Source organism: Streptomyces sp. DSM 15324 (assembly GCF_001514285.1).
Taxonomy (GTDB): Bacteria; Actinomycetota; Actinomycetes; order Streptomycetales; family Streptomycetaceae; genus Streptomyces.
Window position 1 is genome coordinate 140,454 of record NZ_KQ949035.1, and the last position, 25,914, is coordinate 166,367.

Consider the following 25,914-nt stretch of genomic DNA (forward strand, 5'->3'; position numbering starts at 1 on the left):
GGCAGGGCGCGTCGCCACCGCTCCCCGGCCGGCGGGAGGCGTGCGGCGCGCAGGCTCGTGCCCTATCTCATGCCATATGCGGCGGGCAATCGCTCACCCACCGTGCTCCCTCGAATGCTCCCCGTGTACCTCGTTGCGCCGCGTGCGCGCCGCGTGGCGTGGGCATCGCAACCCTCGACGCGTCCGTCGAGCGGGGAGGTGCGCGTGCACGGACCGACTTCGCCCGGCTGGCTGCTGGTCACGCTGTGTGCGGCGACCGGTGCCTACTGTCTGCTGCGGATGCGCAGCCGTGTGGAGGAGCAGCGCAGAGCCGCCGGGAGCGAGGCGCTCATGGGGTTCGGGATGGCGGTGATGGCGGTGCCGCCCTCGGTGTTCACCCCGCCCCCCTGGGCCTGGCCGGCCTATGCGGCGGTGTTCGGCGCCGCCGCGTTACGGGCCCTGTGGACGGCGCGTGCGCACAACCACCATCTGCACCACTTGGTGGGCAGCTCGGCGATGGTCTACATGGCGGTCACGATGGCCGTCTCGCCGCCCCACGCGCACGCGCACGGCACCGCCGCCTCGGGCGTCCCGGTCCTCACGGGCGTCCTGCTGCTGTACTTCGCCGGGTACGTCCTCCTCTCGGGGGCGCGGCTGCTGCCGTGGACGGGGACGGCCGCGGCCGGCGGGAGTGCCGGGGCGGGGGCTCCCGGGCCCGCCGGGGGCGCCGTCGGGTGGAGCGACCTTCCCGAACTGGCGCGGGCGTGCCGGCTGTCGATGGGGATCGGGATGCTGGCGATGCTGCTGGCCCTGTGAGGCCGCACCGGCCCCAACTCGGCCGTGGCCTGCGTCACTTTGCCAGGACAAGCCGTACCCCTGAGCGGTGGGCCGCTCATAGGGTGCTGTCCATGACGGTCCCCGCGGTCCTGCTGCTGCTCGGCGCCCTGACCGCGGTCGGAGCACCCCGGCTGCTCGCCCGGGCCGACTGGCCCGACCGTGAACCGGTGGTCGCGCTGTGGGCGTGGCAGTGCGTGGTGGCGGCGGTCCTGCTGTGCTGTGCGCTGTCGATGACGCTGAGCGCGGCGGCGGCCTGGCAGGCGGTACGCGGTCATGTCTTCGCTCCGGCGCCGCGGGCGGTCGTGGATGCCTACGCCCTCGGTTCCACCGGCCCCTGGGCGGGGGCGATCGCGGTGGCGTTGGCCTGCGCCGGGCTGTGGAGTGGGGCGATGCTCCTGCGGGAGGTGGCGCGCGCCGGGGCCCGGAGCCGGGCACGCCGGGCCGAACTGCTGCTGCGCGCGCCGCTGTTGCCCGGCGAGGAACCGGCGGCGGGACGGCTCGTCGTCCTGGAGGGGGAGCGGCCCGACGCTTGGTGGCTGTCGGGCGCAACACCTCAACTCGTCGTCACCACGGCCGCGTTGCGGCGACTGAAGGGGCGTCAGCTGGACGCTCTGCTCGCGCACGAGCAGGGGCACGCGCAGGCCCGGCACCACTGGCTGCTGCACTCGTCGTCCGCGCTGGCCACCGGGTTCCCGCAGGTGCCGGTGTTCGCGGCGTTCCGCGACGAGATGCACCGGCTGGTGGAGCTGGCCGCCGACGACATGGCATCCCGACGGTTCGGCCGGCAGACCACCGCGCTGGCGCTGGTGGGACTCAACGAGGACCGCGGGGTGTTCGGCCCCTCCCCCACCCCGCAGGCACACGTCCCGCAGCGGGTGCACCGGCTCCTGACGCCCCCGGACCGGCTCCCCCCGGCGCGCAGACTGCGTCTGACGGCGGCGGCCGCACTGGTGCCGGTGATCCCGGTCCTCGTGACCCTGGTCCCTGGCCTGAGAGCACTGGGCTGAGGAGTATCGCCGGCCGGGAAACGCGGTCTCGCGGGGCGGGGGGGCGGGCCGCGAGGCCGGGGCGGGCTGCGGGGCCGGGGCGGCGGCGTAGGTGGCCGCGAGCCGCAGCCTCCGCGCCGACGGCGGACCCGGTGGCGGGCGCGGGGCGCGGGGCGGGCGCGGCGGGGCGGCGGCGTAGGTGGCCGCGAGCCGCAGCCTCCGCGCCGACGGCGGGCGCGGGGCGCGGGGCGGGCGCGGCGGGGCGGGCGCGGGTTGCGGAGCGGGCGCGGGTTGCGGAGCCGGGGCGGGCCGCGGGGCCCGGACCCGGCGGCGGGCGTGGGCCGCGCGGCAGGGGCGGGCCGCGGAGCCGGGCCGGCAGCGCAGGCGGCCACCAACCGCAGCCTCCCGGCCAGCGCCAAACCCGGCGGCGGGCACGGGGCCGGGCCGGGCGCGGGGCAGGCGCAGGCCGCGAAGCCGGGGCGGGCCGCAGGGCCGGGGCGCTGGCGTAGGTGGCCGCGAGCCGCAGCCTTCCGGCCGGCGGCGGGCGCGGTCCGCGGGGCAGGCCCGGGGCGGGCGCGGGTTGCGGAACTGGAGGGGGCCGCAGGGCTGGGGCACCGGCGTAGGTAGCCGCCAGCCGCAGCCTCCCGGCCGGCGCCGGACCCGGCGGCGGGCGCGGTCCGCGGGGCAGGCGCGGGGCGCGGGGCGGGCCCGGGGTGCGCGGGGTGCGGATACGGGCGGTGCCCGCGCGGCACGACGGGCGGCGGCTGCCGGTGGGCCGGCACCGCTCCCCCGCGCACGGGGCAGGCCCGGGGCGCGGGGCGGGCGCGGGTTGCGGGGCGGCCGCGGGTTGTGGAGCCGGGGCGGGCCGCGGGGCCCGGACCCGGCGGCGGGCGTGGGCTGCGCGGCAAGGGCGGGCCACGGAGCCGGGCCGGCAGCGCAGGCGGCCACCAACCGCAGCCTCCCGGCCAGCGCCAAACCCGGCGGCGGGCACGGGGCCGGGCGCGGGGCGGGCGCGGGCTGCGGGGCCGAGGCGGCGGCGTAGGTATCCGCCAACCGCAGCCTCGTGGCCAGCGCCAAACCCGGCGGCGGGCACGGGGCCGGGCGCGGGGCGGGCGCGGGCTGCGGGGCCGAGGCGGCGGCGTAGGTATCCGCCAACCGCAGCCTCCCGGCCAGCGCCAAACCCGGCGGCGGGCACCGGGCCGCGAGGCGCGGGGCGGGCACGGGTTGCGGACGCGGGGCGGGTTGCGGAGGCGGGGCGGGCCGCAGGGCTGGGGCACCGGCGTAGGTGGCCGCCAGCCGCAGTCTCCTGGCCTGCGCCGGACCCGGCGGCGGGCGGGCAGAGGCCGCAGGCCACTTCACCTTGATTCCACCTCGGCAAAACCCCAGGGGCCGGCTCCACGTCACCCCAGGTTGGCCTCCGCCCCCTCCGTTCGGCGAGGATCGCATCATGCACACGCGGCCCGTCGACTCCCCGCCCCGTCCACCGGCCCGGCGCACGGCCGTCCGCCTCACCGCGGTCCTCGGTCTGTGCTCGGTGGTCCTTCTCGTCCTGGTCGCGACGGAGTGGCGCCCGCTGATGGACGTGGACGCGGACCTCGCCCGCACCACCCACCGCTGGGCCGTGGCCGACCCAGGCCTCACGCATTTCTGCCGCATCCTCACGGACTGGGTGTGGGATCCGGTGACGATGCGGCTGGTGGGGGCCGCGGCGGCGGTGTGGCTGGTGTGGCGGTACGCGGCCTGGTGGACCGCGGGCTGGCTGGTGGTCACGTCGGCGGTGGGGACGCTGGTCCAGCAGGGCCTCAAAGCGGCGGTCGACCGGGACCGCCCGGTCTGGCCCGACCCCGTCGACTCCGCGCACTACCAGGCCTACCCCTCCGGCCACGCCCTCACCGCCACGGTGGTGCTGGGTCTCCTCCTGTGGCTGCTGCACCGCCACGGCGTGAGCCGCCCGCTCTGGCGTACGGCCGTGACGGTGGCGGTCGTCTCCGTGGTCGGTGTCGGCCTGACCAGGATCTGGCTCGGTGTCCACTGGCCCTCGGACGTCCTGGGCGGCTGGCTGCTGGGCGCCCTGCTGGTGACAGGGGCGATCGTGGTGCACCAGCGCCGGTACCCGTGACCGTCCCGCCGCACGCCTCGGGCGGGCCGTACCCGTGTGTCGGGCCGCACCCGCGTGTCGGGGCGGGACATCCTGCGAGCCGTCGTACCGGGCAGTGACGGGTACGCCGTGCGCGACCTCCCCGGCCTGACCGCCTTCGCGGTGGAGGACGGGGAGCCGTACACGTACGTCGTCGGGCTCGGCGGATGGCTGCGCCTGGCCCCTCGGCGCAGCGAGCACATGGCCTGTGCGGGCGGCGGGGCCGTCCTCGGCGCGGGCGAGGTCTCGGTGCGGGAAGAGGTGTACGTCTGCGTGTTCTGCGAGGACGAGCTGCCCCTGTTGTGGAACGTGGCCCCGCGAGATCCTCCGAGTTCCTAGGATCGAGCGCATGACTGCCGTTCTGTTCGACTTCTCCGGGACCCTGTTCAGGGTCGAGTCCACCGAGGCCTGGTTGCGTGCCGTGCTGGAGGAGGCCGGGGCCGACCTGCCGGAGGAAGAGCTGGCCGCGACGGCACGTGCGCTGGAGGCGGCCGGGGCGCTGCCCGGCGGGGCGCCTCCGGAGCGGGTGCCCGAGGAGATGGCCCCGGTGTGGCGGATCCGGGACGAGAGCGCCGAGGCGCACCGGGCGGCGTACACCGGGCTCTCCCGTCAGGTGACGCTGCCGGACCCGGGGCTGCACGACGCGTTGTACGACCGGCACATGACCCCGGCGGCCTGGGCTCCGTACCCCGACGCCCTCGCCGTGCTGAGCGGGCTGCGGGAGGCGGGGGTCGCGGTGGGCGTGGTCAGCAACATCGGCTGGGATCTGCGGCCGGTGTTCCGTGCGCACGGGCTCGACCGGTTCGTCGACACGTATGTGCTGTCGTACGAGTACGGGGTGCAGAAGCCGCATCCCCGGCTGTTCGCGGCGGCCTGCGAGGCGCTCGGGGTCGATCCGGGCGCGGCCCTGATGGTCGGGGACGACCGGCTGGCGGACGGCGGGGCGGCGGCGCTGGGCTGCACGGTGCACTTCGTGGACCATCTGCCGGCGACCGAACGGCCGGACGGCCTGCGCCCGGTCCTGGAGCTGGTGGGTCGCAGCCGGGAACTCGGAACGCGTTAGACGGTAGACAGTCGACAGACAGTCGACGGTGGACAGCCGGCAGGGCCGGGCCTGGCCGGTCCTGGCCGGGGCTGAGGTGTGGTCCGGGTCGGCCAGGAGGCGGTGGCCGGACCGTCGTACCCACCGATCGGTAGCCCTAGGCCACCATCGGGGCGAAGGCGCGCCCACTCTGGACGATCCCCCGCGTCGCCCAGAGCGGGCAGCAGCCCGGACCTGCTCCGTGCGGAACTGTCCGGGATGCCCTGAGTATAGTTGGCTGATAGCCAGTCAACGCAGGAGTTACAGAATGTCCCCGCGCAGCGCCTCGGTCAATGAAGAATTGCGGCGACGTTCGCGCGAGCGGCTGTTGCACGCGGCCCTGGAGCTGGTGAGCGAGCGCGGGTACGAGGCGACGACGCTCGGCGACATCGCGGACCGGGCCGGTTCGGCACGCGGTCTGGTGTCCTACTACTTCCCCGGCAAGCGGCAGTTGGTGCAGTCGGCGGTGCACCGGCTGATGCACCGTACGCTCGAGGAGGCCCTGGAGCGGGAGCCGTGCACGGAGGACGGCCGGGAGCGGATGGCGCGGGCCATCGACGCGATCCTCGGACTGGCCCGGGACCGTACCGTGCTGATGCGCCAGCACATGGCCGGACTGCTCCAGGCCGAGGGGTTCGTGCAGTGTCCCGAACAGCAGCGACTGGCCGAGCTGTTGCGGCAGACGTCCGCCCGGCACGGCTCGCGGGACGTCGACCACGACTATCCGATGCTGCGTTCGCAGCTCATGGGCGCCGTGTACGCGCTGGTGCTGCCCAACGTGCCGTTGCCGCTGGCCCGGTTGCGTGCCGAGCTGTTCGAACGGTACCGGCTGGACTGGGAGTCGGGGTTCCCGCCGGACGCCGAGGCGCCCGGCGGGAGATGTACGCAGGATCTGTCGCGCTTCTTCGCGACAGGGCCTGCCGCTCAGGCCGGCTCGGATCAGTCGAAGTAGTCCGGCTGGGTCTGGACGTTGAGCTCCCGCAGGTGGATCCGCTCGGCCGGATCCGTCCGCGGGTCACTGAGCTTCAGCACGTCGAAGCCCTTGGTGATGTCGTTGGAGTAGATGTAGCCGTTGTAGTAGTACGCCGACCACGAGCCGCCCACCGACAGGGCCGTCGTGCTCAGCGGGCCGCGCTCGAAGTAGGCGATCTCCTTCGGGGCGGAGGAGTCGGTGAAGTCCCAGACCGAGACGCCGCCCTGGTACCAGGCCTGGACCATGAGGTCCTTGCCCTTGACCGGGATCAGCGAGCCGTTGTGGGCGACGCAGTTCTCGGTGTCCGCCTGGTGGCGGGGGATCTTGTAGTAGCTGCGGAAGACGAGCTTGCGCTTGTCGCCCTTGCCGACGATGTCGTAGATGCCGTCGGCGCCCCGGTTCGGGCCGATGGCCGCGTTGCAGGTGGCCGCTCCGCCGCCGCCCAGCTCGTCGGTGAAGACGACCTTGTTCGCCTTCTGGTTGAAGGTGGCCGAGTGCCAGAACGCGAAGTTCACGTTGTCCTGCACCTGGTCGATGACCTTGGGGTGCTCCGGGTCTTTGATGGAGAAGAGGATGCCGTCGCCCATGCAGGCGCCGGCCGCGAGGTCCTTCTCGGGGAGCACAGTGATGTCGTGGCAGCCGGTGGTCTTGGACACGCCCGGGTTGGTGGGCGAGCCGGGGTTGCCGCCGCCGTCCGGGCCCTCGCCCGGGAAGAGGACGGGGAAGTTGACGACCGCCGCCCTCTCGGGCGCCTTGCGCGGCACCTTGATGACGGAGATGCCGTCGTGCGGGGGCTGGCAGTCGGGGTAGGTGACGCTCGGCGAGTACGAGGAGACGTAGATGTACACGTTCTTGCGCTCGGGCACCAGGCTGTGGGTGTGCGAGCCGCAGGCGGTCTCGACGGCGGCGACGTACTTGGGGTTCGTCTTGTCGCTGATGTCGAAGACCTTCATGCCCTCCCAGGAGGACTTCTCGGTAGCGGGCTGCGTGGTGCTGTTGCAACTGCTGTCGCTGCGCGAGGAGTCGGTGGAGAGGAAGAGCAGGTCTCCGGAGACGGAGATGTCGTTCTGCGAGCCGGGGCACAGCACCTGGGAGACGGTCTTCGGGGACTTCGGGTCGCTGATGTCGAAGATGCGGAAGCCGTCGTAGTTGCCGGCGAAGGCGTAGTTCCCCTGGAAGGCGAGGTCCGAATTGATCCCGGACAGCGCGTCCTTGGGGATGGTGGCGAGGTGCTCGATGTTGGCGGAGTGGACGATCTCGTCCTGTCCGGGTATCTCACCGTCCGCGATCGCGGCGGCGGCCCCGGCCCGGGCGCTTGCGGATAACTCCCGCCCCACGGCCGGCGCGTCCCCCGGGTCGGGGGTGGCGGCAGCCGGGACCGCCGCGAACAGCGCGGCCAGGAGCCCGGTACAGGCGGCGGCGACGCCCAGCCGTCTGCGCCGCCTTCGGGGATCGTTCGACAGGGTCACTGCGTCCTCCCTCGTTGCCGTTCCTGTGGAACGGTTCACGGTCCCCTGCAGTATCGTCTTCATCATGCACATATCAAAGGCTGGCAACGCAGACGTAATGAATCTCTCCGCCGGGTAGTGCGATCAATCCAACTCCCATGTCCCAGGAGGTCGTTGTGCCCCACCGCCGCGCACCCCTCACCGCCGCGGCCGCACTGCTCGTGCTCGCCCTCGCGGGCTGCGACTCCGGTGCGCAGGACAAGTCGGCCGCCGCGAGCGGCCCTTCGGTGATCGCGCCGGGCAAGCCGGGCGAGGGCAACCGGACGCTCTCCCCCCAGGAGGCGGCCGAGCAGCGGGCCGAGGACGACTCGCCCAACGCGGCGGACGTGTCGTACGCCCGGATGATGATCCGCCATCATGCCCAGGCCCTGGAGATGACCGAACTCGTGCCGGAACGGGCCGAGTCGGCGGGCGTGAAGCGCCTCGCGCTGCGCATCGCGGCCGCACAGGGACCGGAGATCGAGGCGATGAAGGCCTGGCTCGGGTCGTACGACAAGGCCGGGACCGGTGGTGCGCACGACCACGCCGCGATGCCCGGCATGGCGAGCGAGGCCCAGCTGAGCACGCTGCGCGCGGCGCGCGGGAAGGCCTTCGACGCCCTCTTCCTCAGCCTGATGATCACCCATCACGAGGGCGCGATCACGATGGCCACCGAGGTCAAGGCGCAGGGCAACAACCTGCGGATCGAGGAGATGGCGGACGACGTCGTGGCCCAGCAGACGAGCGAGATCACCCGGATGCGGCAGATGAGCTGACCCGGGGGACCGGGTTCCCCCGGTCCCCGCTCATCCCTTCGCGTGACGCGGCGCCAGATAGCCCGCGTCCCGCGCCTGGGCGATCAGACGCAGGGACGCGCGACGGCTGTGCCCGGTCGCGCTCATCACCGCCAGAACGGGGTCCGCGCCCTGTTGCTGGGCCGCCCGGTACTCCTGTGCGACCAGCCGGCGCCCCTCGCTCCCGCGCGGCCAGGCCGGACGGGCGCGACGAGCACCGCCCGCCGCCGCGGCCCCCGGCTCGGCCTGTGTCCCGCTCGCGCCCGCGCAGCTGTCGAAGAGCGGGCCCTCGATCCAGTCCGCGAGCTCCGTCAGGTCGACCAGGGACAGCGGCGGCCGGGCGCGGACGTCCTCGAAAGAGACGCACCCCCCGGACACCACGGCCAGCAGGTCCACCCCGGCCCCGTCGGGGAAGGTGAGCCGGACGTCGAACCAGGTCGCCGCGGGGTCGCCGTTCTCGCGCAGCTCCCACGCCGGCGACACGGACACGGTCCCGTCCTCCGCGGAACGATCAGAAAGATTAAGGAAAGATGCTTCTAGCACACACGCAACGTAACCGCATGATCACTTTCCATACGAACGGACACGCACACGGGCCGGAGTGACGGCACCCTGTCAGCGGAGCGCCCTCGGTGCGATGCTGGAGGCACCAGCGCTCTCCTCCGTCGCACGGGTGTCGTGCGGGTAAGGGGTCACGCCGTGCTGCGTGTCGCCGTGGTCGGTTCCGGGCCGAGCGGGGTCTACACCGCCCAGAGCCTTGTCCAGCGGGATCCCGAGGTCCTGGTCGACGTCCTGGACCGGCTGCCGTGCCCGTACGGCCTGGTGCGGTACGGCGTGGCGCCCGACCACGAGAAGATCAAGTCGCTGCAAGACACCCTGCGCACGGTGCTGGAGCACGAGCGGGTGCGATTCCTCGGCGGGGTCGAGGTGGGTGCGGGCGGTGTGCCGGTCGCCCGGCTGCGCGAGCTGTACCACGCGGTGGTGTACTGCGTGGGCGCGGCGGCCGACCGCCGACTGGACATCCCGGGCGAGGAACTGCCGGGCAGCTGGTCCGCGACGGAGTTCGTCTCCTGGTACAGCGCCCATCCGGACGCGGCCGGCGAGGGCTTTCTGCGGGGTGTCCGCTCGGCGGTCGTGATCGGCGTGGGGAACGTCGCCGTGGACGTCACCCGGATCCTGGCGCGCGGCGCGGCCGAGCTGAGCCCCACCGACATGCCCCAGGCCGCGCTCACCGCGCTGGCCGCGAGCGGGGTCACGGACATCCACACGGTGGGCCGGCGCGGCCCCTCCCAGGCCCGCTTCACCACCAAGGAGCTGCGGGAACTCGGCACGCTGCCGGACACGGACGTCCACGTGGACGCCGCGGAGCTGGCGCTCGACCCGGCGTCCGGCGATCCGTCCGGGCTGCCCGCGGCGCAGCGCCGCAACGTGGAGGTGCTGCGCGGCTGGACGGCCCCGCCGACGCGGGATGTGCGGCGGCGGATCCGGCTGCGCTTCTTCCTGCGGCCGGTCGAACTGCTCGCCGTCGGGGGCCGGGTGGGCGCGGTACGGTTCGAGCGGACCGCGCCCGACGGCCGGGGCGGGGTGACGGGCACCGGCCGCCACGAGATCGTCGAGGCCCAGTTGGTGCTGCGGTCGGTGGGCTATCGCGGGGTGCCGCTGGAGGGGCTGCCGTTCGACGCCGTGCGGGGCACGGTGCCGCATACGGCCGGGCGGGTGGTGCGGGCGGGCGCGGCGGCCCCGGGCGAGTACGTGGCGGGCTGGATCAAGCGGGGGCCGACCGGGGTGATCGGCACCAACCGGCCGTGCGCGAAGGAGACGGTGACCTCGCTCCTCGAGGACGCCGCCCTGCTCGTACGCAGGCCGGTGCCGGAGGATGTGCTGCCGGGGTTGCGGTCGGCGGGGGCCGAGCCGGTCGGATGGCGGGGGTGGCTGGGGATCGAGCGGGCCGAGGCGGAGCTGGGGGCCTCACTGGGGCGGGATGTGGTCAAACTGCCGGACTGGGCGGCGTTGCGGACGGCCGCGGACCGGGCAGGGATCGCCGACGACCGCACACAGCGGCAACACCACGGAAATCAACAATCTGTTTAATCGGTGTTCGATCGGCGTACCGTCTCCCGTGCTGTTCGGATGTCGCCCCGCTCAGGAGTGCCCATGGCCACGACCGCACCCGTTCATCCCGTCGACGAGGTGCCTCCCGTACGGCAGTTGGCCGCCTTCGGCTTGCAGCACGTGCTCGCGATGTACGCCGGCGCGGTGGCCGTGCCGCTGATCGTGGGCGGGGCGATGAAGCTGTCGCCCGCCGATCTGGCGTATCTGATCACGGCCGATCTGCTGGTGTGCGGGATCGCCACGCTGATCCAGTGCGTCGGGATCTGGCGCTTCGGAGTCCGGCTGCCGATCATGCAGGGGTGCACGTTCGCCGCCGTGTCGCCGATGGTCCTGATCGGGACGACGGGCGGCGGGCTGCCGGCGATCTACGGCTCGGTGATCGTGGCGGGACTCGCGATCGTCGTGCTGGCCCCGGTGTTCGGCCGGCTGCTGCGGTTCTTCCCGCCCCTCGTCACCGGCACGGTGATCCTGATCATCGGTCTCTCACTGCTGCCGGTCGCGGGCAACTGGGCGGCGGGCGGCGTCGGCTCACAGGACTTCGGGGAGCCGAAGAACCTCGCGCTGGCCGCCTTCGTCCTCGCCGTGGTGCTGGCGGTGCAGCGGTTCGCGCCCGCGTTCCTGAGCCGGATCGCGGTGCTGACCGGGATCGCGGTCGGGCTCGTGGTGGCGGTGCCGTTCGGGTTCACCGACTTCGGCGGGGTCCAGGCCGCCGACTGGCTGGGGATCAGCACGCCGTTCCACTTCGGGGCGCCCTCCTTCGAGGTCTCGGCGATCGTGTCGATGCTGGTGGTGGCGCTGGTGACGATGACGGAGACGACCGGTGACCTGATCGCTGTCGGCGAGATGACCGGCCGCCGGGTCGAGCCGCGCTCCCTCGCCGACGGGCTGCGCGCCGACGGACTGTCCACCGTCCTGGGCGGTGTCTTCAACACCTTCCCCTACACGGCGTACGCCCAGAACGTCGGTCTGGTCGGGATGACCCGGGTGCGCAGCCGCTGGGTGGTGGCCACCGCCGGCGGCATCCTCGTCCTGCTCGGTCTGCTGCCCAAGCTGGGCGCGGTGGTGGCGGCCGTGCCCGCGCCGGTCCTCGGCGGTGCGGGGCTGGTGATGTTCGGGACGGTCGCCGCGAGCGGACTGCGCACCCTGGCGCGCGTCGACTTCCAGGACAACCACAACCTCACCGTGGTCGCCGTGTCCGTGGCCGTCGGGATGCTGCCGGTCGGGGTGCCGACCGTCTACGAGAAGTTCCCCGACTGGTTCCAGACGATCATGAACAGCGGTATCAGCGCGGGCTGCCTGACGGCGATCGTGCTCAATCTGGTCTTCAACCACCGTCCGGCGAAGGCCGGTGCGGCGCCGCGGGCCGCGACACCGCCCACCGGCACAGGGGGCTAGGGCTCCCCGCGCGGGTCGGTCGTCCGCGCGGGGAGCCGGGTTCGCCCTGAGGGGGCCGGCCGGGTCTCACCCCGGGGCGCGGGCGGCCCCGGGCCGGCCGTAGGGCATGGAGTCCGTCCCGCATGGTGGCATGCACACGCACACCATGGAAGCGCTCCCACTGCGTACGGCAGGTGCGTTGACGCGCGAACCGGGAACCGCGCAGGCGCTCTTCGGCACCGCTTCCCCTGCGCGCCGCCAGGGCAGCGCGCAGGGGATATCGCCCTCTGTCCGGCCGCCCCGGGCCCCGGCGCGGTGCCCCTGCGGGAGCCGGCCGCGGTGGAGGTCGCCCTCAACCGTCGGCACGCAACCGCCGGGGCGGGCACGGCAGGCAGGGCGTCCCGCGGAACGAGGAGCTGCTGCGCCCGTGCCGGTCAGCTCAGCGGGCGGCGGCCCCGGAGGGCGTCGAAGCGGGCCCAGTCGGCGTCCCACTGCTCGATGCGGCGCTGTTCCAGGCGTCCACGCAGGAGCCGGCCGGCGGCGAAGGGCAGGGCCGCCGCGGCCACACCGGCCAGGCCGCCCACCATGACGGAGCGGAGCCGGGCCTGGTCCGGGGTGGCGGGCCGGGTGACCAGACGGCCTTGGTGGTCCGTCCAGACGGTGACCGGCGTGCCGGTGGGGCTGCCGGTCGCGACCCGGACCTGACCGCTGTGCGAGGAGCCGTCCGGGCCGGTCCAGCCGACCTTCGCCCAGACCAGGTCGCCACCGGCCGAACCGGGCTGCCGGTCGGCCTTCCCGGGCGCCGGTTCGGTCAGCCGGGCCTGCAGGGGACGCCACTCGACGCGCTCCCTGGCCAGCCCGTGTTCGACGGACCCGGCGGCCCCCCATCCCGCCAGGACCCCGACGAGGACGGTCAGTACCCAGGCACCGAGCACGACCCAGGCCTCCACCGCGTCGGCGCGACGCCTGAGCGGGTTGCGCCGCCAGCGCCACAGCCACACCTTCGGACCACGGAACGCCATCGAAGGCTTCCTCCTCATGAGCGCACGAACATCCTTGGACCGCCCTCCCATACGGGGCGCGGGGTCCGGATGCTCAGGGCGAGTGGCTCGTTCCGGTGGCCGCACGCGTCCCGCCGGTCCCGGGGAGGTCGTCCGGACGGGGGCCGAGGCGCCGCTGACTGGGTCCGGTACGACGGCTGTGACCTGCGAAGACGGGCTGTCCGGAGGTGACTGTCAGTGGCGGGGTGCAGACTGGCCGGTGTCCGGGACAACGAGGTCGAGGACACAGTGGAGGAGAGCGGCATGACCGAGGTACTGCTCGCCGTGGGCACGCGCAAAGGCCTGTTCATCGGGCGCCGGCGCGCAGGCACATGGGAGTTCGACGCATCCCCGTACTTCAACGCACAGGCGATCTATTCGGTCGCCATCGACACCCGGGGCGAGCGGCCCCGGCTGCTGGCCGGCGGCGACAGCGCGCACTGGGGCCCGTCGGTGTTCCACTCCGACGATCTCGGCCGGACCTGGACCGAACCGGCCACACCCGCCGTCAGGTTCCCGCAGGACACGGAGGCGTCCCTGGAGCGGGTGTGGCAGCTGCACCCGGCGGCGGCCGAACCCGACGTGGTCTACGCCGGGACGGAACCGGCGGCGCTGTACCGCTCGGAGGACCGCGGGGAGACCTTCGAGCTGGTCCGACCGCTCTGGGAGCACCCGACGCGCTCGAAGTGGGTGCCGGGCGGCGGCGGGGAGGGCCTGCACACCGTCCTCACCGACCGGCGCGACCCCAACGCGGTGACGGTGGCGGTGTCCACGGCCGGCGTCTTCCGCAGCACCGACGGCGGGGCGAGCTGGGAGCCCTCCAACTCCGGGGTCTCGGCGGTGTTCCTGCCGGATCCGCACCCGGAGTTCGGTCAGTGCGTGCACAAGATCGCCCAGGACGCGGCGACCCCGGACCGGCTCTATCTGCAGAACCACTGGGGCGTGTACCGCAGCGACGACACCGGCCGGAGCTGGACGGACATCGGCGCGGGCCTGCCCTCCACCTTCGGTTTCGCGGCCGCCGCCCATCCCACGCGCGGGGACACGGCGTACGTCTTCCCGATCAACGCCGACGCGGACCGGGTCCCCGCCGGCCACCGGTGCCGGGTGTTCCGTACGGCGGACGCGGGCGCCAGCTGGGAGCCGCTCACGGCGGGCCTGCCACAGGAGGACCACTACGGCACGGTCCTGCGCGACGCGATGTGCACGGACGACGCGGACCCGGCGGGCGTGTACTTCGGCAACCGCAACGGCGAGGTGTTCGCCTCGGCGGACGACGGCGACAGCTGGCGGCAGTTGGCGTCCCATCTGCCGGACGTGCTCTGTGTGCGGGCCGCGGTGGTCGGATGAGCCGGGTGGGGGGCTCGCGGGGCGTCGGCCACCGGTTGATCGTCGTCGTGCGTACGGCAGTAGGGTGACGCCCGTGGCACCACGACCCTTGCATGAAATCGTCGAAGCGGGCTGGGCGAAGGCCCTGGAACCGGTGGCCGGACGGATCGCCGAGATGGGCGACTTCCTGCGGGCGGAGATCGCCGCGGGACGCACCTACCTTCCGGCCGGACAGAATGTTCTCCGGGCGTTCCAGCAGCCCTTCGACGACGTCCGCGTCCTGATCGTGGGACAGGATCCCTACCCCACGCCGGGGCACGCGGTGGGACTGTCCTTCTCGGTGGCGCCGGACGTCCGCCCGCTGCCCGGCAGTCTGATCAACATCTACCGCGAGCTGAACTCCGACCTCGGCCTGCCGCAGCCGTCCAACGGTGATCTGACACCGTGGACGCGGCAGGGCGTGCTCCTGCTCAACAGGGCGCTCACCACGGCCCCGCGCAAGCCCGGCGCACACCGCGACAAGGGCTGGGAGGCGGTCACCGAGCAGGCGATACGGGCGCTGGCGGCGCGCGGCAAGCCGCTGGTGTCGGTCCTGTGGGGCCGCGACGCCCGCAATCTGCGTCCGCTGCTGGGCGATCTGCCCTCGGTGGAGTCCGCGCACCCCTCCCCCATGTCGGCGGACCGCGGCTTCTTCGGCTCACGGCCGTTCAGCCGGGCCAACGACCTGCTGGTCCGGCAGGGAGGTCAGCCGGTGGACTGGCAACTGCCGTGACCGTCCCCGCGGATCCGGAGCGCGGCCACGGCATCCTCGCCGTGGACTCGGGCGGCTCGGGTCTGCGGGTGGCCGTGGGCACCTCCGGGGCCGGCGCGCTGGCCGAGGAGTCCTCGCCGGTGCCGGTGCGCACCGGCGAGCGGGGCATCGACCCCGGGCACCTGCTGGATCGACTGGTGCCGATGGTGCGGGCGTTGGAGGAGCGTGCCGGCGTCGCGGGAGCGACCACGGCGGTCGTGGGTGCGGCCGGACTGGCCGGCCTGGGCGACGAACTGCGCGCCACGCTCCCGGACGCCTTCGCGCGCGCGTTCGGCGTCCGGACGACCGCGCTGGCCGCCGACGCCGTGACCGCGTTCAGCGGCGCGCTCGGGGCCCGGCCGGGAGCCGTGGCGGCGGCCGGCACCGGTCTGATCGCCATCGGCACGGATCTGACGGGCTGGCAGCGGGCCGACGGCTGGGGTCATCTGCTGGGCGACTGCGGTGGCGGCGCCTGGATCGGACGGGCGGGGCTGGAGGCCGCGCTGCGCGCCCACGACGGGCGGCCGGGCGGCTCGGTCCGGCTGCTGGCCCGCGCCGAGGAGCGGTTCGGGCCGGTGCCCGGGCTGCCGGGCCGTCTCTACCCGCGGCCGGACCGGGCGGCCGTCCTCGCCTCCTTCGCTCCCGAGGTGGCCGGGTGCGCCGCGTGCGATCCGGTGGCCTCGGACATCCTGCGGGCGGCGGCGCGGCACATCGCCGAGTCGGCCGCCGCGGTCTGCCCGCCGGACGGACAGCCCCCGTTCGCCCTCACCGGGGGCCTGGCGGGACTGGGCGCGCCCCTCCTCGTACCGCTGGCGGAGGAGGTGGCCCGGCTGCTGCCGCACGCACGGCGGGTGGACCCCGAAGGGGATCCGCTGCACGGCGCGGTGCGGATGGCCGCCGATCTGGCCGAAGGCCGACTCGCGCTGCCGGTCGACGGGGTGCTTCTGTCGGTTTCGCGTCGCGCGTAGGCGGGTGGTCGGGGGTGTACGTAGGGGACGTACGGAGTGAAACGCACGGAACGAGTCGTACAGCGTGACCCAAAAGAGGGATTGCTCTCTTTGAGGGCAAGTCGCCCGGAAAACACGCTGATCACTTCTGATCCGTACGTAACTCATCAGACAAAACAGGACGGATACCGCTCACCTGCACCCTCCCCGAACAGGGGAGCCCAGGAAACAAGTAACATGCGGCGCCATGAGCTCCCCCACTGGGCCCGCGTCCGGCCTGCCCGTACGAATGCCGCGCCCCCGCCAGCCCGGGCGGCACCGGCGACCCGAGCCGTTGGCGGCTCCCGAAGGCGCGCCCGCGCTCGTCCTCGCGGTGCCGGGCACCCCGAGCGGGGCCACCCGCGGCATCGCCGAGGAGATCGTGAGCATCGCCCGCTCCGAGCTCCCCGGCCTCGACGCGCGCATCGGTTACCTTGACGGGGACGACAACGAGTTCCCCGCCCTCCAGTCCGTCCTCGCGCACGCCGCCGAGGAGCGCACCGCCCGCTACGAGCAGGCCCGCGCCGCCGGTCACGACGTCAAGGAGCCGGACGGCCCCGTCGGCGTCGTCGTGCCGCTGCTGGCCGGCCCCGACAGCGCGCTGCTGCGCCAGGTCCGCCAGGCCGTGATGGAGAGCCGGGTCGCCGCCGATCTGACCGACGTCCTCGGCCCGCACCCGCTGCTCGCCGAGGCGCTGCACGTACGGCTGTCCGAGGCCGGTCTGGCCCGTGCGGACCGGGCCCGGCTGTTCACCGTGGCGACCGCCGCGGACGGCATCATCCTGGCCTCCGTGGGCGGCGACGAGGCCGTGCAGGCCGCCGGGATCACCGGCATGCTGCTCGCCGCGCGTCTCGCCGTGCCGGTGATGGCCGCCGCGCTCGACCAGGAGGGCTCCATCGCCTCCGTGGCCGACCAGCTGCGCTCCTCCGGCTCCCAGCAGCTGGCGCTCGCGCCGTACCTGATCGGCCCGGAGATCGACGCCACGCTGATCGAGGAGGCCGCCAAGGAAGCGGACTGCGCCGCCGCCGAGGCGCTCGGCGCCTACCCGGCGATCGGCAAGCTCGCGCTGGCCAAGTACACGACCGCCCTGGGCATCGCCCCACCGCAGCCGCAGGGCGCGCCGGTCCGCTGACCGGCCGACCGTCAAGGACGCCGCACGACGCGAAAGGGCCCGCTCCGATCGAGGAGCGGGCCCTTCGCCGTGCCGTGGGGCAGCCGGGGCGGGGAGCAGGCGAGGCGGGGAGCAGGCGGGATCGGGGAGCAGGCGCGGTCGGGACCAGCGCCGAGGGGGCCGGTTGACCGTCCGGACGGAACGGCGTCAGCCCAGGACCACGCACGAGGCGGCCGGCAGCGGCAGTGAGCCCGCGCGCCGGGGCTGGCCGGAGGCGGGGTCCAGGGTGAACCAGGTGACGTCGCCGGAGCGCTCGTTGGCGACGTAGAGGGTTCTGCCGCAGGCGGAGACGGCCAGGTCCCTCGGCCAGTGGCCCGCGCAGGGCACCGTCCCGGCCGGCCGCAGCGCGTCGCCCTCCCCCTCGACGGCGAACACGGACAGCACGTCCTCGCCGCGCGTGGCCGTCCACACGAACCGGCCGTCCGGCGCCACGGCGACGCCCGAGGGGTAGGCGTCCCCGTCGGGGGCGCCGGGCAGTACCGGCACCTCCGCCAGGGGTTTCAGGGAGCCGTCGAGGGCGTCCCAGCGGCACACGGTGACGGTCGGGGTGAGTTCGTTGACCACGTAGGCGTACGAGCCGTCGGGGTGGAAGGCGAGGTGGCGCGGCCCCGAGCCGGGGCGCAGGGCGTGTTCGCGGTGCAGGACGGGCGTGCCGTCGCGCAGGGCGCACACCCGCACCGAGTCCGTCCCGAGGTCCACGCTGACCGCCCAGCGTCCGCTGGGGTCGGCCTGTACCTGGTGGGCGTGCGGCCCCTGCTGGCGGCGGGTGTGCGGGCCGGAGCCGGTGTGGTGCAGAACGCCGGAGGCGGTCCGGGCGAGGCCGCCGTCCGCCCGGACGGGGACGGCCGTGACGCTGCCGGAGCCGTAGTTCGCGGTCAGGACGTGGCCGTCGAACAGTCCGAGGTGGGTGGGGCCGCTGCCGCCGACCGGCACGGGCGCCCCGGCCGCCTCCGGCAGGTCACCGGTGACCCGGTACGCGGCGACCGTGCCCTCGGCCGTCTCGCTGACGGCGTAGAGCGTGCCGCCGTCGGCCGACAGGGCCAGGTAGGACGGGTCGGGCAGCGCGTCGAGGCTGCTGAGGGCGGTGAGCGCCCCGCTGTCCGGGTCCACGGCGGCGGTCACGATGCCGGGCCCGCCGGCCGCCGTGAACGAGCCGATGAACGCACGCCGGGTCCGTCCGCCGAGGTCTGCCACCGCTGTCCCCTCTCGGTCGCTGCTGTCCGGGGGTGACGGTAGCAGTTGATCGGCGCAGGTCTAGACCAGACCCGCGCCGAAACGTCACGCCCCGACCAGTGGTGATCCCGACGGGGTCCGCAGCGGCTGGGACAGCTCCGCCAGGGCGTGCTCCAGACCGTGCAGGTGCGCCAGGGCGGGCAGTGCGGGTTCGGTGGCCGGGGGCCGTTGCCCGGGGACCGCCGCCGCCACCCCGCCGTCGGTCAGGGCCTCCACGGCCGCCTGCACGCGCCAGCAGGCCGCGGCCAGCCGGGCGTCGTGCGAGGCCTCGGGGTCGGCGGCGACGGCGGCCAGACCCCGGCTCTCGCGGGCGCAGTCGTCGAGCAGGGCCAGCACCCGGCGGGCTCGTCGCTTGCGGCCGAGCATCGGGTTCAGGGGGTGCACGAGCGGGGCGACGGCGAGGCGGACCCGGCCGAGGAGCTGTTCCAGCTCGGCGGCCCTCCCGGCCGGGTCGGCGAAGGGGTCGCCGGCGAGGCGGGCCGCGGCCTCGGCGGTGCAGGCGTGGACACAGCGCAGGGCGCGCTGGATCCAGGCGTCGGTGATGGTGTGCGTGGTCACCGGCAGGACGAACAGCACGGCCAGCGCGGCACCGAGCGCGCCCACCGCGGTCTCGGCGAGCCGCAGCGCCAGCAGCGCGGGGGTGAGGACGCCGAGGAGGCCGTAGAGCAGTTCGGCGAGCAGGGTCACCCAGAGCATCATCCAGGTGTAGGAGACGGCGGCCGTGTAGAAGATGCCGAAGACCGAGAGCGCCACCAGGGCGGCGGTGGGGCCGGGGGCGCCGTGCACCGGGACCGCGACCAGGAGCCCGAGTCCGATGCCGATCACCGTGCCGAGGACCCGGCGGAATCCGCGCACCAGGGTCTCGCCGCGCGAGGCGGTGTTGACGAAGATCCACCAGGTGGCGCCGACGGCCCAGTACCAGCGCTGCCCGGAGACGAGCTGGCCGAGGACGAGGGCGAAGCCCGCGCCGGCGGTCGCCTGGACGGCCTGGCGGGTGGTGACCCGGGCCAGACCGCGGCCGCCGGGCGGGGCGGGCACCGGCGCCGGGGGCGTGCGGCGCTCGTAGCACCACGCCCCGAAGCGCACCGCCGCTGCGGCCGTCAGGGACAGCGCGAGGGAGGCGTACAGCTCGGGGAGGTCTCCGGTCGCCGCGTGCAGGAACTGGGCGACGAAGAACATCATGAACGCGAAGACGCCCAGGCTGTGCCCGCGCGGCCCCCAGCGGCGGGCGTACACGCCCACGCCGATGACGGCGAGGAAGGTGAGGTCGCGGACCGCGGGGTGGTCGTGCAGGACGGCCGCCGCGGTGAGCACGGGCAGGCCCACGGCGGGCAGCAGGGCGGTGGTGACCGCCTGGCCCCGCACGGAGGCGTCCGCGACGGTGAACAGGGCGAGCATGGCCGCGAGGCCGCCGGTGACGATCCCGGGGAGCGTGTGCCCGGCGAGACCGCACGCGACGACGGCCAGGCCGATGCCCAGGACGGCCCGGGCGGCGAAGCGCAGCCGGGTCCGCCCCGGGTCCGGAGCCGTGAACACCCTCTTCAGCACTGCTTCCCACCCCTGTCGGACGTCCGCACGAAAAAGGCGCCGCGGGGTCCGCAGCGCCATTGACGCGTCCATAGGAACATCTGGGCGGCAGATGGTTCAACCGGCGCGATGACCACTGGGCCAATGGTGCAGTGCCGACCTCCTCGGGTGGGCCGACGGGGTGCCATCGGACCAGCGGCGGCGGCACTTCACCGGCCGGCCGCCGTGCGCAGGGCGCGCAGTACATCGGCGTCGCCGAGCTGGCCGAAGTCGTCGTACCAGAGGCCGACGGCCGTGAAGGCGGCCGGCCGGTGCAGACAGATCACGTCGTCCGCCTCGGACCGCAGCAGCGCGACCGTCTCCGGGGCGCCGACCGGTACCGCCAGGACGGTGCGGCGGGGCGCCGCGCGCCGCAGGGAGCGCAGGGCGGCGCGGGCCGTGGCTCCGGTCGCGAGGCCGTCGTCGACCACGATCGCGGTACGTCCGCGCAGGTCGGGGGCGGAGCGGCCGTCCCGGTAGAGCAGCTCACGGCGACGCAGTTCGGCGCGCTCGCGCTCCACCACCGGGGCGAGGTCGCGCTCGGTGAGGCCGAGTGCGCCCAGGGTGGCCCGGTCGAAGAGCGGCTCGGCGTCGCCGACGAGCGCGCCGACGCCGAGTTCCGGCTGGAACGGCGCGCCGATCTTCCGTACGACGAGCACGTCGAGCGGCGCGTCGAGCGCGCGGGCGACCTCCTCGGCCACGGCGGCACCGCCCCGGGGCAGGGCGAGGACGACGGGGGCGGGCAGTTCGCCGTCCTCCTGGCGCGCCCGCAGCACCGCGGCGAGCTCGCGTCCGGCCTGTGCACGGTCAGCGAACCGCATGACGACCGCCCCTTCCGTCCCGGCGATGCGCTTCCGACCACGACGGCGGCGGCGCCCGCAGCTGATCGGCGCACCACCGCTTCGCCGCCCCGGCGACCTGCTCCAGCGCCCCGGGCTCCTCGAACAGATGGGTGGCCCCCGGTACGACGTGGAGGGTGCACGGCCCCCGCAGCCGGCGGGCCGCGTCCTCGTTCAGCCGCCGTACCTCCGGGTCCCGGCCGCCCACGATCAGCAGCACCGGCGCCCGTACGGCGTCCAGGGCCGCCTCGGCCAGGTCGGGCCGCCCGCCGCGGGAGACCACGGTCAGCACCCGGCCGGGCCGCTCGGCCGCGGCCGTCAGCGCCGCCGCCGCGCCGGTGCTGGCGCCGAACAGGACGACGGGGAGCCCCTCGGTCTCGGGCCGCGCGGCGAGCCAGTCGACGACGGCGACCACGCGCCCGCCCAGCAGGGGTATGTCGAAGCGGTGCTCGCCCGTGGACGCGTCCGCGCGCTCCTCGGGCTCGGTGAGCAGGTCGACGAGCAGGGTGCCGAGGCCGGCGAAGCGCAGCTCGGCGGCGACCGCGCGGTTGCGGGGGCTGTGCCGGGAGCTGCCGCTGCCGTGGGCGAACAGCACCACGGCCCGGGCGTGCTCCGGGACGAGGAGATCACCGGTGAGCGCCGCGCCGTCGACGGGCACCCGGACCGTCTGGGAGATCATCACCGTCATCTTCTTCCTCGGGCGAGTACGGCGCCGCGCGTGGCCCCCACCCCGGCGCCCGCGCGGGTCCCGTGTATCCAGCATGGCACCGGTCGGGCGGCGTCCGGGAGGTGCGGCGGACCATGGCACACCGCGTGAGCCGGCCGGCCGGGCCGTTGGTACAGTCGGCGAAGATCAGTGCCGTACCGGGAGGCCGGGAGCCATGGCCGTCGACGAGCTGGACACCCGCATCCTGCGGCTGCTGCTCGAACAGCCGCGGACCAGCGTGCGGGAGTACGCGCGGATCCTCGGTGTCGCGCGCGGCACCCTCCAGGCCCGGCTGGACCGGCTGGAGCGGGACGGGGTGATCACCGGCAGCGCCCCCTCGCTCTCCCCCGCCGCGCTCGGTCATCCGGTGCTGGCGTTCGTGCACATCGAGGTCACCCAGGGGCATCTCGACGACGTGGGCGACGCGCTGGCCGCCGTACCGGAGATCGTCGAGGCGTTCTCGATCACCGGGGGCGGGGATCTGCTCACCCGGGTGGTGGCGCGGGACAACGCCCATCTGGAGGACGTGATCCAGAAGCTCATCAGCCTCCCCGGAGTGGTCCGCACCCGGACCGAGGTCGCGCTGCGCGAGCGCGTACCGCACCGTCTGCTGCCGCTGGTGGAGTCGATCGGCCGCGCGGCCCGCAGGTGACTCTCTCAACTTCCTTTCTGGTCAGGCCCGTTGACGCCTTCCCGTCCCCCCTCTAACGTCTGGTCGACCATCCGCACATCGTTCGTGATTCCGAACAGCGCGCTCGGGCACCTCCTGGCGCGCGATGGCGAACACACCCCCTTGTGGATCAGAGGAGCAGTACATGGCACCTCCCCTCAGCAGACGGACCCTCCTCCAGAGCGCGATCCTCGCCGCCGCGGCCCCCGGTGTCGGCGCGGCGGTGGCCCCCGCGGCCTCGGCGGCCACGCCTGCGCCGCCGGCCTCCTGGGCGCTCCAGCCCTTCGCGCTCCAGGACGTGGCCCTCGGCGCCGGGATCTTCGCCACCAAGCGGAAGCTGATGCTCGACCACGCCCGCGGCTACGACGTCAACCGGCTGCTCCAGGTCTTCCGGGCCAACGCCGGCCTCGCCACGCTGGGCGCGGTCGCGCCGGGCGGCTGGGAGGGGCTCGACGGCGAGGCCAACGGCAATCTGCGCGGTCACTACACCGGGCACTTCCTGACCATGCTGGCGCAGGCGTACGCGAGCACCGGCGAGCAGGTGTTCGCCGACCGCGTCGCGACCGTGGTCGGCGCGCTGTCCGAGGTCCGCGCGGCCCTGCGCACGGACCCGAAGATGCTGGCCGTCACCGGGAAGTGGGGCGGGGGGCTGGAACTGGTGCGCGGCTCCTACCAGTACGTCGACCTGCCCGCCACCGTGCTGAACGGCGCCTCCGCGATCACCCTGTCGACGTGGGTCAAGCCCACCCATGACGCCGACTGGCAGCGGGTGTTCGACTTCGGCGACAACACCACCCGGTACATGTACCTGGCGAGCCGCAACGCGAGCGGTGTGCCCCGGTTCGCCATCACGACCGGCGGCGCGGGCGGCGAGCAGGGCCTCAACGGGACGGCCGCGCTGCCGCTGAACCAGTGGAGCCACCTCGCGGTCACCCTCTCGGGCAGCACCGGCACCCTGTACGTCAACGGCACGGCCGTGGCGACGAACACGGCGATGACCCTCACCCCGGCGGCACTCGGCACGCTCACCCACAACTGGCTGGGCCGCTCGAACTACTCCGGCGACCCCCTGTACGCCGGCTGCTACGACGAGTTCAACGTGTGGTCGCGGGTCCTCACCCAGGCCGAGATCACCTCGCTTCAGACCAGCGAGGCCAAGCTCTCCTCGCCCGGACTCGGCGACCTCGCGTCGTACTGGTTCCAGGCGACCGCCGGCGGCACCTTCCCGGACGCCTCGGGCCGCGGGCTGACGGCCACCCTGAAGCGCACCTGGGGCGGTCCCAGCCACCCCGGGTTCCTGGCCGCCTGTCCGGAGACCCAGTTCATCCTCCTGGAGTCGATGACCGGCAGCGACTACACCAAGGTCTGGGCGCCGTACTACACCGCGCACAAGATCCTGCGCGGCCTGCTGGACGCCTACCTCGCCACCGACGACGCCCGTGCCCTCGATCTCGCGTCCGGCCTGGGCGACTGGATGCACTCCCGGTTGTCGGTGCTCTCCGAGGCGACGCTCCAGCGGATGTGGGGGCTGTTCTCCAGCGGGGAGTTCGGCGGGATCGTCGAGGCGATCGTCGATCTGCACGCGTTCACCGGGAAGGCCGAACACCTCGCGCTGGCCAAGCTGTTCGACCTCGACTCGCTGATCGACGCGTGCGCCGCGAACACCGACACGCTCGACGGGCTGCACGCCAACCAGCACATCCCGATCTTCACCGGACTGCTCAGGCTGTACGACGCGACGGGCGAGACCCGCTACCTGACGGCGGCGAAGAACTTCTGGGGCATGGTCGTCCCGCACCGCATGTACGGCATCGGTGGCACCAGCACCGGCGAGTTCTGGAAGGCGCGGGACGCCATCGGGGGCACGATCAGCGCCACGAACGCGGAGACCTGCTGCGCGTACAACCTGCTGAAGCTGAGCCGGACCCTGTTCTTCCACGAGCAGAACCCGGCCTACATGGACTACTACGAGCGGACTCTGCTCAACCAGGTCCTCGGCTCCAAGCAGGACACCGCCGACGCGGAGAAGCCGCTCGTCACGTACTTCATCGGCCTCACTCCCGGCCATGTGCGCGACTACACCCCCAAGGAGGGCACCACCTGCTGCGAGGGCACCGGGATGGAGAGCGCCACCAAGTACCAGGACTCGGTGTACTTCAAGGCCGCCGACGGCAGCGCGCTGTACGTGAACCTCTACAGTCCGTCCACGCTGACCTGGGCGGAGAAGGGCGTCACGGTCACCCAGACCACCGCCTACCCGGTGGAACAGGGCACGACGCTCACCTTCGGCGGGAGCAGTGCGGCCTTCGGGCTCCGGCTGCGGGTGCCGTCCTGGGCGACCGCGGGCTTCCGGGTGACGGTCAACGGCAGCGCGGTGAGCGGCACTCCGGTCGCCGGGAGCTACTTCACGGTGTCCCGCACCTGGAAGTCCGGTGACGTCGTACGCGTGAGCGTGCCGTTCCGGCTGCGCGTCGAGAAGGCCCTGGACGACCCGTCGTTGCAGACCCTGTTCTACGGACCGGTGAACCTGGTCGCCCGCAACCCCTCAACCGACTACCTGCAGTTCGGGCTGTACGCCAACGCGGCCCTCTCCGGCGATCTGCTGCCCTCGCTGGCGCCGGTGAGCGGCACGTCCCTCCACTTCACGCTGAACGGCACCGAGTTCGCGCCGTTCTTCGAGGGGACGGAGGACCCCACGCACGCCTACGTCCGGCGCTCGGAGCCGAAGGCCGTCTTCGGCACCGTCGACTCAGGGGTCGCCAATCCCGCGAAGCCGGACGGCACCACGCTGCTCGACGAGGTGTGGGCGGCGGCGCCGTTCGCCTCCGAGGCGGCCCTCGTCGCCCGGGTGCGGACGGTGGTGGACGCCTGGGTGGCCACCGGGCTGCTGACGTCGGCGGACGGCGAGAAGGTGGTGAGCACCGCGGCCGCGGCGAGTTACGTGGCTGCCTAGGACCGGCGGCGGGGCTTGCCGCCGCCGGTTCCGCGGCGGCCGCCGCCCTTCGTACCGCTGCCGCCCTTCGTACCGCCGCCCGCGCCCCGCGCTCCGCCGCCGCTCCTCGTGCCGCTGCCGCCCTTGGCCGAGCCGCCGCTCCTCGTGCCGCCGCCGCGGCCGCGCGCGCCCGCGGTGCCGCCGCCGCTTCCGGCGGTCCTGCGGGGCTCGCGCTGTTGCGGCGGGGCCTGCTGGGCCCGGCCCCGGGTGCTGTTGACCGTGCGGCCCCGGACGATGCCGATGAGGTCCTCGACCAGGTCGGTGGTCGCCTCCTCGGGCCAGGACAGGGCGACCGCCGACTGCGGGGCGTCCACCAGCGTGCGGTAGGTGAGGTCGCGACGGTGGTGGAGGCGGGCCAGGGACTGCGGCACGATCAGGACGCCGATGTTCGCCGCGACGAGCTCGATCGCGTCCTCCGTGGTCCGCGGGCGCTCGAAGGCGGGCTCCCCGGGCAGCTCCGACCAGCCGAGGACGTCGTCGAGGGGGTGGATCACCACCTCGTCGGCGAGGTCGTCGAGGGTGATCTCCTCGGCGGCGGTGATCACATGGTCCTTGGGGACCACGACGACCGTCGTCTCGGTGTAGAGGGGGATCGCGCTGAACACCGTACGGTCGACGGGCAGCCGGAGGAAGGCCGCGTCGGCGGCGCCGCCGCGCAGCATCTCGCAGGCCTCGGCCGGGGCCACCTGGAGCAGGGTGAGAGGGGTGTCGGGCAGGCGCTCCTCCCAGATCCGCACCCACTTGGCGGGCGTCACTCCGGGAACGTACGCGAGCCGGAACGAAGGGGAATCCGCCTGGTCGGTCATCCCGCCAGGCTACCGGCTGTGGTCGG

General features: G+C 74.0%; 23 protein-coding genes. 15 read left to right on the forward strand and 8 right to left on the reverse strand.

The features are described from left to right. Window positions 1-204: 204 nt before the first annotated feature. The 6 genes from AQJ58_RS33405 to AQJ58_RS33430 all read left to right on the forward strand — a co-directional run bounded on the left by AQJ58_RS33405 (window position 205) and on the right by AQJ58_RS33430 (window position 5,972). Entirely contained in the window at window positions 205-795 is a 591-nt protein-coding gene (locus AQJ58_RS33405; protein WP_067256939.1) for a DUF5134 domain-containing protein, read from the forward strand. Window positions 796-887: 92 nt separating this feature from the next. Then, on the forward strand, window positions 888-1,823 hold the full coding sequence (locus AQJ58_RS33410; RefSeq protein ID WP_067257141.1) for a M56 family metallopeptidase: 936 nt from the start codon (window positions 888-890) through the stop codon (window positions 1,821-1,823). A gap of 1,426 nt (window positions 1,824-3,249) precedes the next feature. Then, the gene (locus tag AQJ58_RS33415; RefSeq protein ID WP_067256940.1) at window positions 3,250-3,921 is read left to right on the forward strand and encodes a phosphatase PAP2 family protein; all 672 of its coding nucleotides are present in this window, start codon (window positions 3,250-3,252) and stop codon (window positions 3,919-3,921) included. A 36-nt stretch (window positions 3,922-3,957) separates the two neighbouring features. Continuing rightward, window positions 3,958-4,278 carry a hypothetical protein gene (locus AQJ58_RS33420; protein WP_067256949.1) on the forward strand — a complete coding sequence of 107 codons (321 nt, stop codon included), beginning with the start codon at window positions 3,958-3,960 and terminating at the stop codon, window positions 4,276-4,278. 10 nt (window positions 4,279-4,288) lie between these two features. Next, entirely contained in the window at window positions 4,289-5,002 is a 714-nt protein-coding gene (locus AQJ58_RS33425) for an HAD family hydrolase (protein ID WP_067256951.1), read from the forward strand. A gap of 286 nt (window positions 5,003-5,288) precedes the next feature. Beyond that, a complete protein-coding gene (locus AQJ58_RS33430) occupies window positions 5,289-5,972 on the forward strand; it encodes a TetR/AcrR family transcriptional regulator (protein ID WP_067256952.1) in 684 nt (227 codons plus the stop codon). On the opposite strand, the gene AQJ58_RS33435 is transcribed toward AQJ58_RS33430, so the two are convergent. Beyond that, the gene (locus AQJ58_RS33435) at window positions 5,960-7,462 is read right to left on the reverse strand and encodes an LVIVD repeat-containing protein (RefSeq protein WP_067256953.1); all 1,503 of its coding nucleotides are present in this window, start codon (window positions 7,460-7,462) and stop codon (window positions 5,960-5,962) included. The genes AQJ58_RS33430 and AQJ58_RS33435 overlap by 13 nt on opposite strands. Window positions 7,463-7,599: 137 nt before the next feature. Here AQJ58_RS33435 and AQJ58_RS33440 point away from each other — a divergent pair, with 137 nt between their 5' ends. Next, window positions 7,600-8,256, forward strand: a complete 657-nt coding sequence (locus tag AQJ58_RS33440; protein ID WP_067256954.1) for a DUF305 domain-containing protein — start codon at window positions 7,600-7,602, stop codon at window positions 8,254-8,256. Window positions 8,257-8,286: 30 nt separating this feature from the next. Here AQJ58_RS33440 and AQJ58_RS33445 read toward each other — a convergent pair whose 3' ends face one another. Beyond that, window positions 8,287-8,763 carry a DUF6214 family protein gene (locus AQJ58_RS33445; protein WP_067256955.1) on the reverse strand — a complete coding sequence of 159 codons (477 nt, stop codon included), beginning with the start codon at window positions 8,761-8,763 and terminating at the stop codon, window positions 8,287-8,289. A gap of 210 nt (window positions 8,764-8,973) precedes the next feature. On the opposite strand from AQJ58_RS33445, the gene AQJ58_RS33450 reads away from it, so the two are divergent. Further along, window positions 8,974-10,365, forward strand: a complete 1,392-nt coding sequence (locus AQJ58_RS33450) for an FAD-dependent oxidoreductase (protein ID WP_067256956.1) — start codon at window positions 8,974-8,976, stop codon at window positions 10,363-10,365. A 63-nt stretch (window positions 10,366-10,428) separates the two neighbouring features. Then, window positions 10,429-11,781 carry a nucleobase:cation symporter-2 family protein gene (locus AQJ58_RS33455; RefSeq protein WP_067256958.1) on the forward strand — a complete coding sequence of 451 codons (1,353 nt, stop codon included), beginning with the start codon at window positions 10,429-10,431 and terminating at the stop codon, window positions 11,779-11,781. A 413-nt stretch (window positions 11,782-12,194) separates the two neighbouring features. On the opposite strand, the gene AQJ58_RS33460 is transcribed toward AQJ58_RS33455, so the two are convergent. Continuing rightward, window positions 12,195-12,782 carry an Rv1733c family protein gene (locus AQJ58_RS33460; protein ID WP_067256960.1) on the reverse strand — a complete coding sequence of 196 codons (588 nt, stop codon included), beginning with the start codon at window positions 12,780-12,782 and terminating at the stop codon, window positions 12,195-12,197. A 216-nt stretch (window positions 12,783-12,998) separates the two neighbouring features. On the opposite strand from AQJ58_RS33460, the gene AQJ58_RS33465 reads away from it, so the two are divergent. The 4 genes from AQJ58_RS33465 to AQJ58_RS33480 all read left to right on the forward strand — a co-directional run bounded on the left by AQJ58_RS33465 (window position 12,999) and on the right by AQJ58_RS33480 (window position 17,037). Continuing rightward, a complete protein-coding gene (locus tag AQJ58_RS33465; RefSeq protein ID WP_067256961.1) occupies window positions 12,999-14,150 on the forward strand; it encodes a WD40/YVTN/BNR-like repeat-containing protein in 1,152 nt (383 codons plus the stop codon). Window positions 14,151-14,223: 73 nt separating this feature from the next. Continuing rightward, complete coding sequence (locus AQJ58_RS33470; RefSeq protein ID WP_067256962.1) at window positions 14,224-14,901, forward strand: uracil-DNA glycosylase; 678 nt, start codon at window positions 14,224-14,226, stop codon at window positions 14,899-14,901. Beyond that, entirely contained in the window at window positions 14,898-15,887 is a 990-nt protein-coding gene (locus AQJ58_RS33475) for an N-acetylglucosamine kinase (RefSeq protein ID WP_067256963.1), read from the forward strand. Before AQJ58_RS33470 ends, AQJ58_RS33475 begins: the two co-directional genes overlap by 4 nt. A 226-nt stretch (window positions 15,888-16,113) precedes the next feature. After that, window positions 16,114-17,037, forward strand: a complete 924-nt coding sequence (locus tag AQJ58_RS33480) for a sirohydrochlorin chelatase (RefSeq protein WP_107122217.1) — start codon at window positions 16,114-16,116, stop codon at window positions 17,035-17,037. A 186-nt stretch (window positions 17,038-17,223) separates the two neighbouring features. On the opposite strand, the gene AQJ58_RS33485 is transcribed toward AQJ58_RS33480, so the two are convergent. From AQJ58_RS33485 to AQJ58_RS33500, 4 genes are all read right to left on the reverse strand, one after another. Next, window positions 17,224-18,270, reverse strand: a complete 1,047-nt coding sequence (locus tag AQJ58_RS33485) for a lactonase family protein (protein ID WP_067256965.1) — start codon at window positions 18,268-18,270, stop codon at window positions 17,224-17,226. An 84-nt stretch (window positions 18,271-18,354) separates the two neighbouring features. Next, the gene (locus tag AQJ58_RS33490; RefSeq protein WP_067256967.1) at window positions 18,355-19,857 is read right to left on the reverse strand and encodes an FUSC family protein; all 1,503 of its coding nucleotides are present in this window, start codon (window positions 19,855-19,857) and stop codon (window positions 18,355-18,357) included. Window positions 19,858-20,045: 188 nt separating this feature from the next. Continuing rightward, a complete protein-coding gene (locus AQJ58_RS33495) occupies window positions 20,046-20,696 on the reverse strand; it encodes a phosphoribosyltransferase (protein ID WP_067256968.1) in 651 nt (216 codons plus the stop codon). After that, a complete protein-coding gene (locus AQJ58_RS33500; RefSeq protein WP_067257144.1) occupies window positions 20,683-21,393 on the reverse strand; it encodes a dienelactone hydrolase family protein in 711 nt (236 codons plus the stop codon). The genes AQJ58_RS33495 and AQJ58_RS33500 overlap by 14 nt, the downstream gene beginning before the upstream one ends. A 202-nt stretch (window positions 21,394-21,595) precedes the next feature. Here AQJ58_RS33500 and AQJ58_RS33505 point away from each other — a divergent pair, with 202 nt between their 5' ends. Both AQJ58_RS33505 and AQJ58_RS33510 read left to right on the forward strand, forming a co-directional pair. Then, window positions 21,596-22,072 carry an Lrp/AsnC family transcriptional regulator gene (locus tag AQJ58_RS33505; RefSeq protein WP_067256969.1) on the forward strand — a complete coding sequence of 159 codons (477 nt, stop codon included), beginning with the start codon at window positions 21,596-21,598 and terminating at the stop codon, window positions 22,070-22,072. A gap of 163 nt (window positions 22,073-22,235) precedes the next feature. After that, complete coding sequence (locus tag AQJ58_RS33510; RefSeq protein ID WP_067256973.1) at window positions 22,236-25,043, forward strand: beta-L-arabinofuranosidase domain-containing protein; 2,808 nt, start codon at window positions 22,236-22,238, stop codon at window positions 25,041-25,043. Here AQJ58_RS33510 and AQJ58_RS33515 read toward each other — a convergent pair. Then, window positions 25,040-25,888, reverse strand: coding sequence for a LysR substrate-binding domain-containing protein (locus AQJ58_RS33515; RefSeq protein ID WP_067256974.1), 849 nt, complete (start codon window positions 25,886-25,888; stop codon window positions 25,040-25,042). The genes AQJ58_RS33510 and AQJ58_RS33515 overlap by 4 nt on opposite strands. Window positions 25,889-25,914: the final 26 nt, after the last annotated feature.

Bases quoted from the DNA above. Each gene is read 5' to 3' on its own strand.
- AQJ58_RS33410 (WP_067257141.1), top strand. From the start codon at position 888: ATGACGGTCCCCGCGGTCCTGCTGCTGCTCGGCGCCCTGACCGCGGTC.
- AQJ58_RS33415 (WP_067256940.1), top strand. From the start codon at position 3,250: ATGCACACGCGGCCCGTCGACTCCCCGCCCCGTCCACCGGCCCGGCGC.
- AQJ58_RS33425 (WP_067256951.1), top strand. From the start codon at position 4,289: ATGACTGCCGTTCTGTTCGACTTCTCCGGGACCCTGTTCAGGGTCGAG.
- AQJ58_RS33430 (WP_067256952.1), top strand. From the start codon at position 5,289: ATGTCCCCGCGCAGCGCCTCGGTCAATGAAGAATTGCGGCGACGTTCG.
- AQJ58_RS33440 (WP_067256954.1), top strand. From the start codon at position 7,600: ATGTCCCAGGAGGTCGTTGTGCCCCACCGCCGCGCACCCCTCACCGCC.
- AQJ58_RS33455 (WP_067256958.1), top strand. From the start codon at position 10,429: ATGGCCACGACCGCACCCGTTCATCCCGTCGACGAGGTGCCTCCCGTA.
- AQJ58_RS33460 (WP_067256960.1), bottom strand. From the start codon at position 12,782: ATGGCGTTCCGTGGTCCGAAGGTGTGGCTGTGGCGCTGGCGGCGCAAC.
- AQJ58_RS33480 (WP_107122217.1), top strand. From the start codon at position 16,114: ATGAGCTCCCCCACTGGGCCCGCGTCCGGCCTGCCCGTACGAATGCCG.
- AQJ58_RS33495 (WP_067256968.1), bottom strand. From the start codon at position 20,696: ATGCGGTTCGCTGACCGTGCACAGGCCGGACGCGAGCTCGCCGCGGTG.
- AQJ58_RS33500 (WP_067257144.1), bottom strand. From the start codon at position 21,393: ATGATCTCCCAGACGGTCCGGGTGCCCGTCGACGGCGCGGCGCTCACC.
- AQJ58_RS33505 (WP_067256969.1), top strand. From the start codon at position 21,596: ATGGCCGTCGACGAGCTGGACACCCGCATCCTGCGGCTGCTGCTCGAA.
- AQJ58_RS33510 (WP_067256973.1), top strand. From the start codon at position 22,236: ATGGCACCTCCCCTCAGCAGACGGACCCTCCTCCAGAGCGCGATCCTC.
- AQJ58_RS33515 (WP_067256974.1), bottom strand. From the start codon at position 25,888: ATGACCGACCAGGCGGATTCCCCTTCGTTCCGGCTCGCGTACGTTCCC.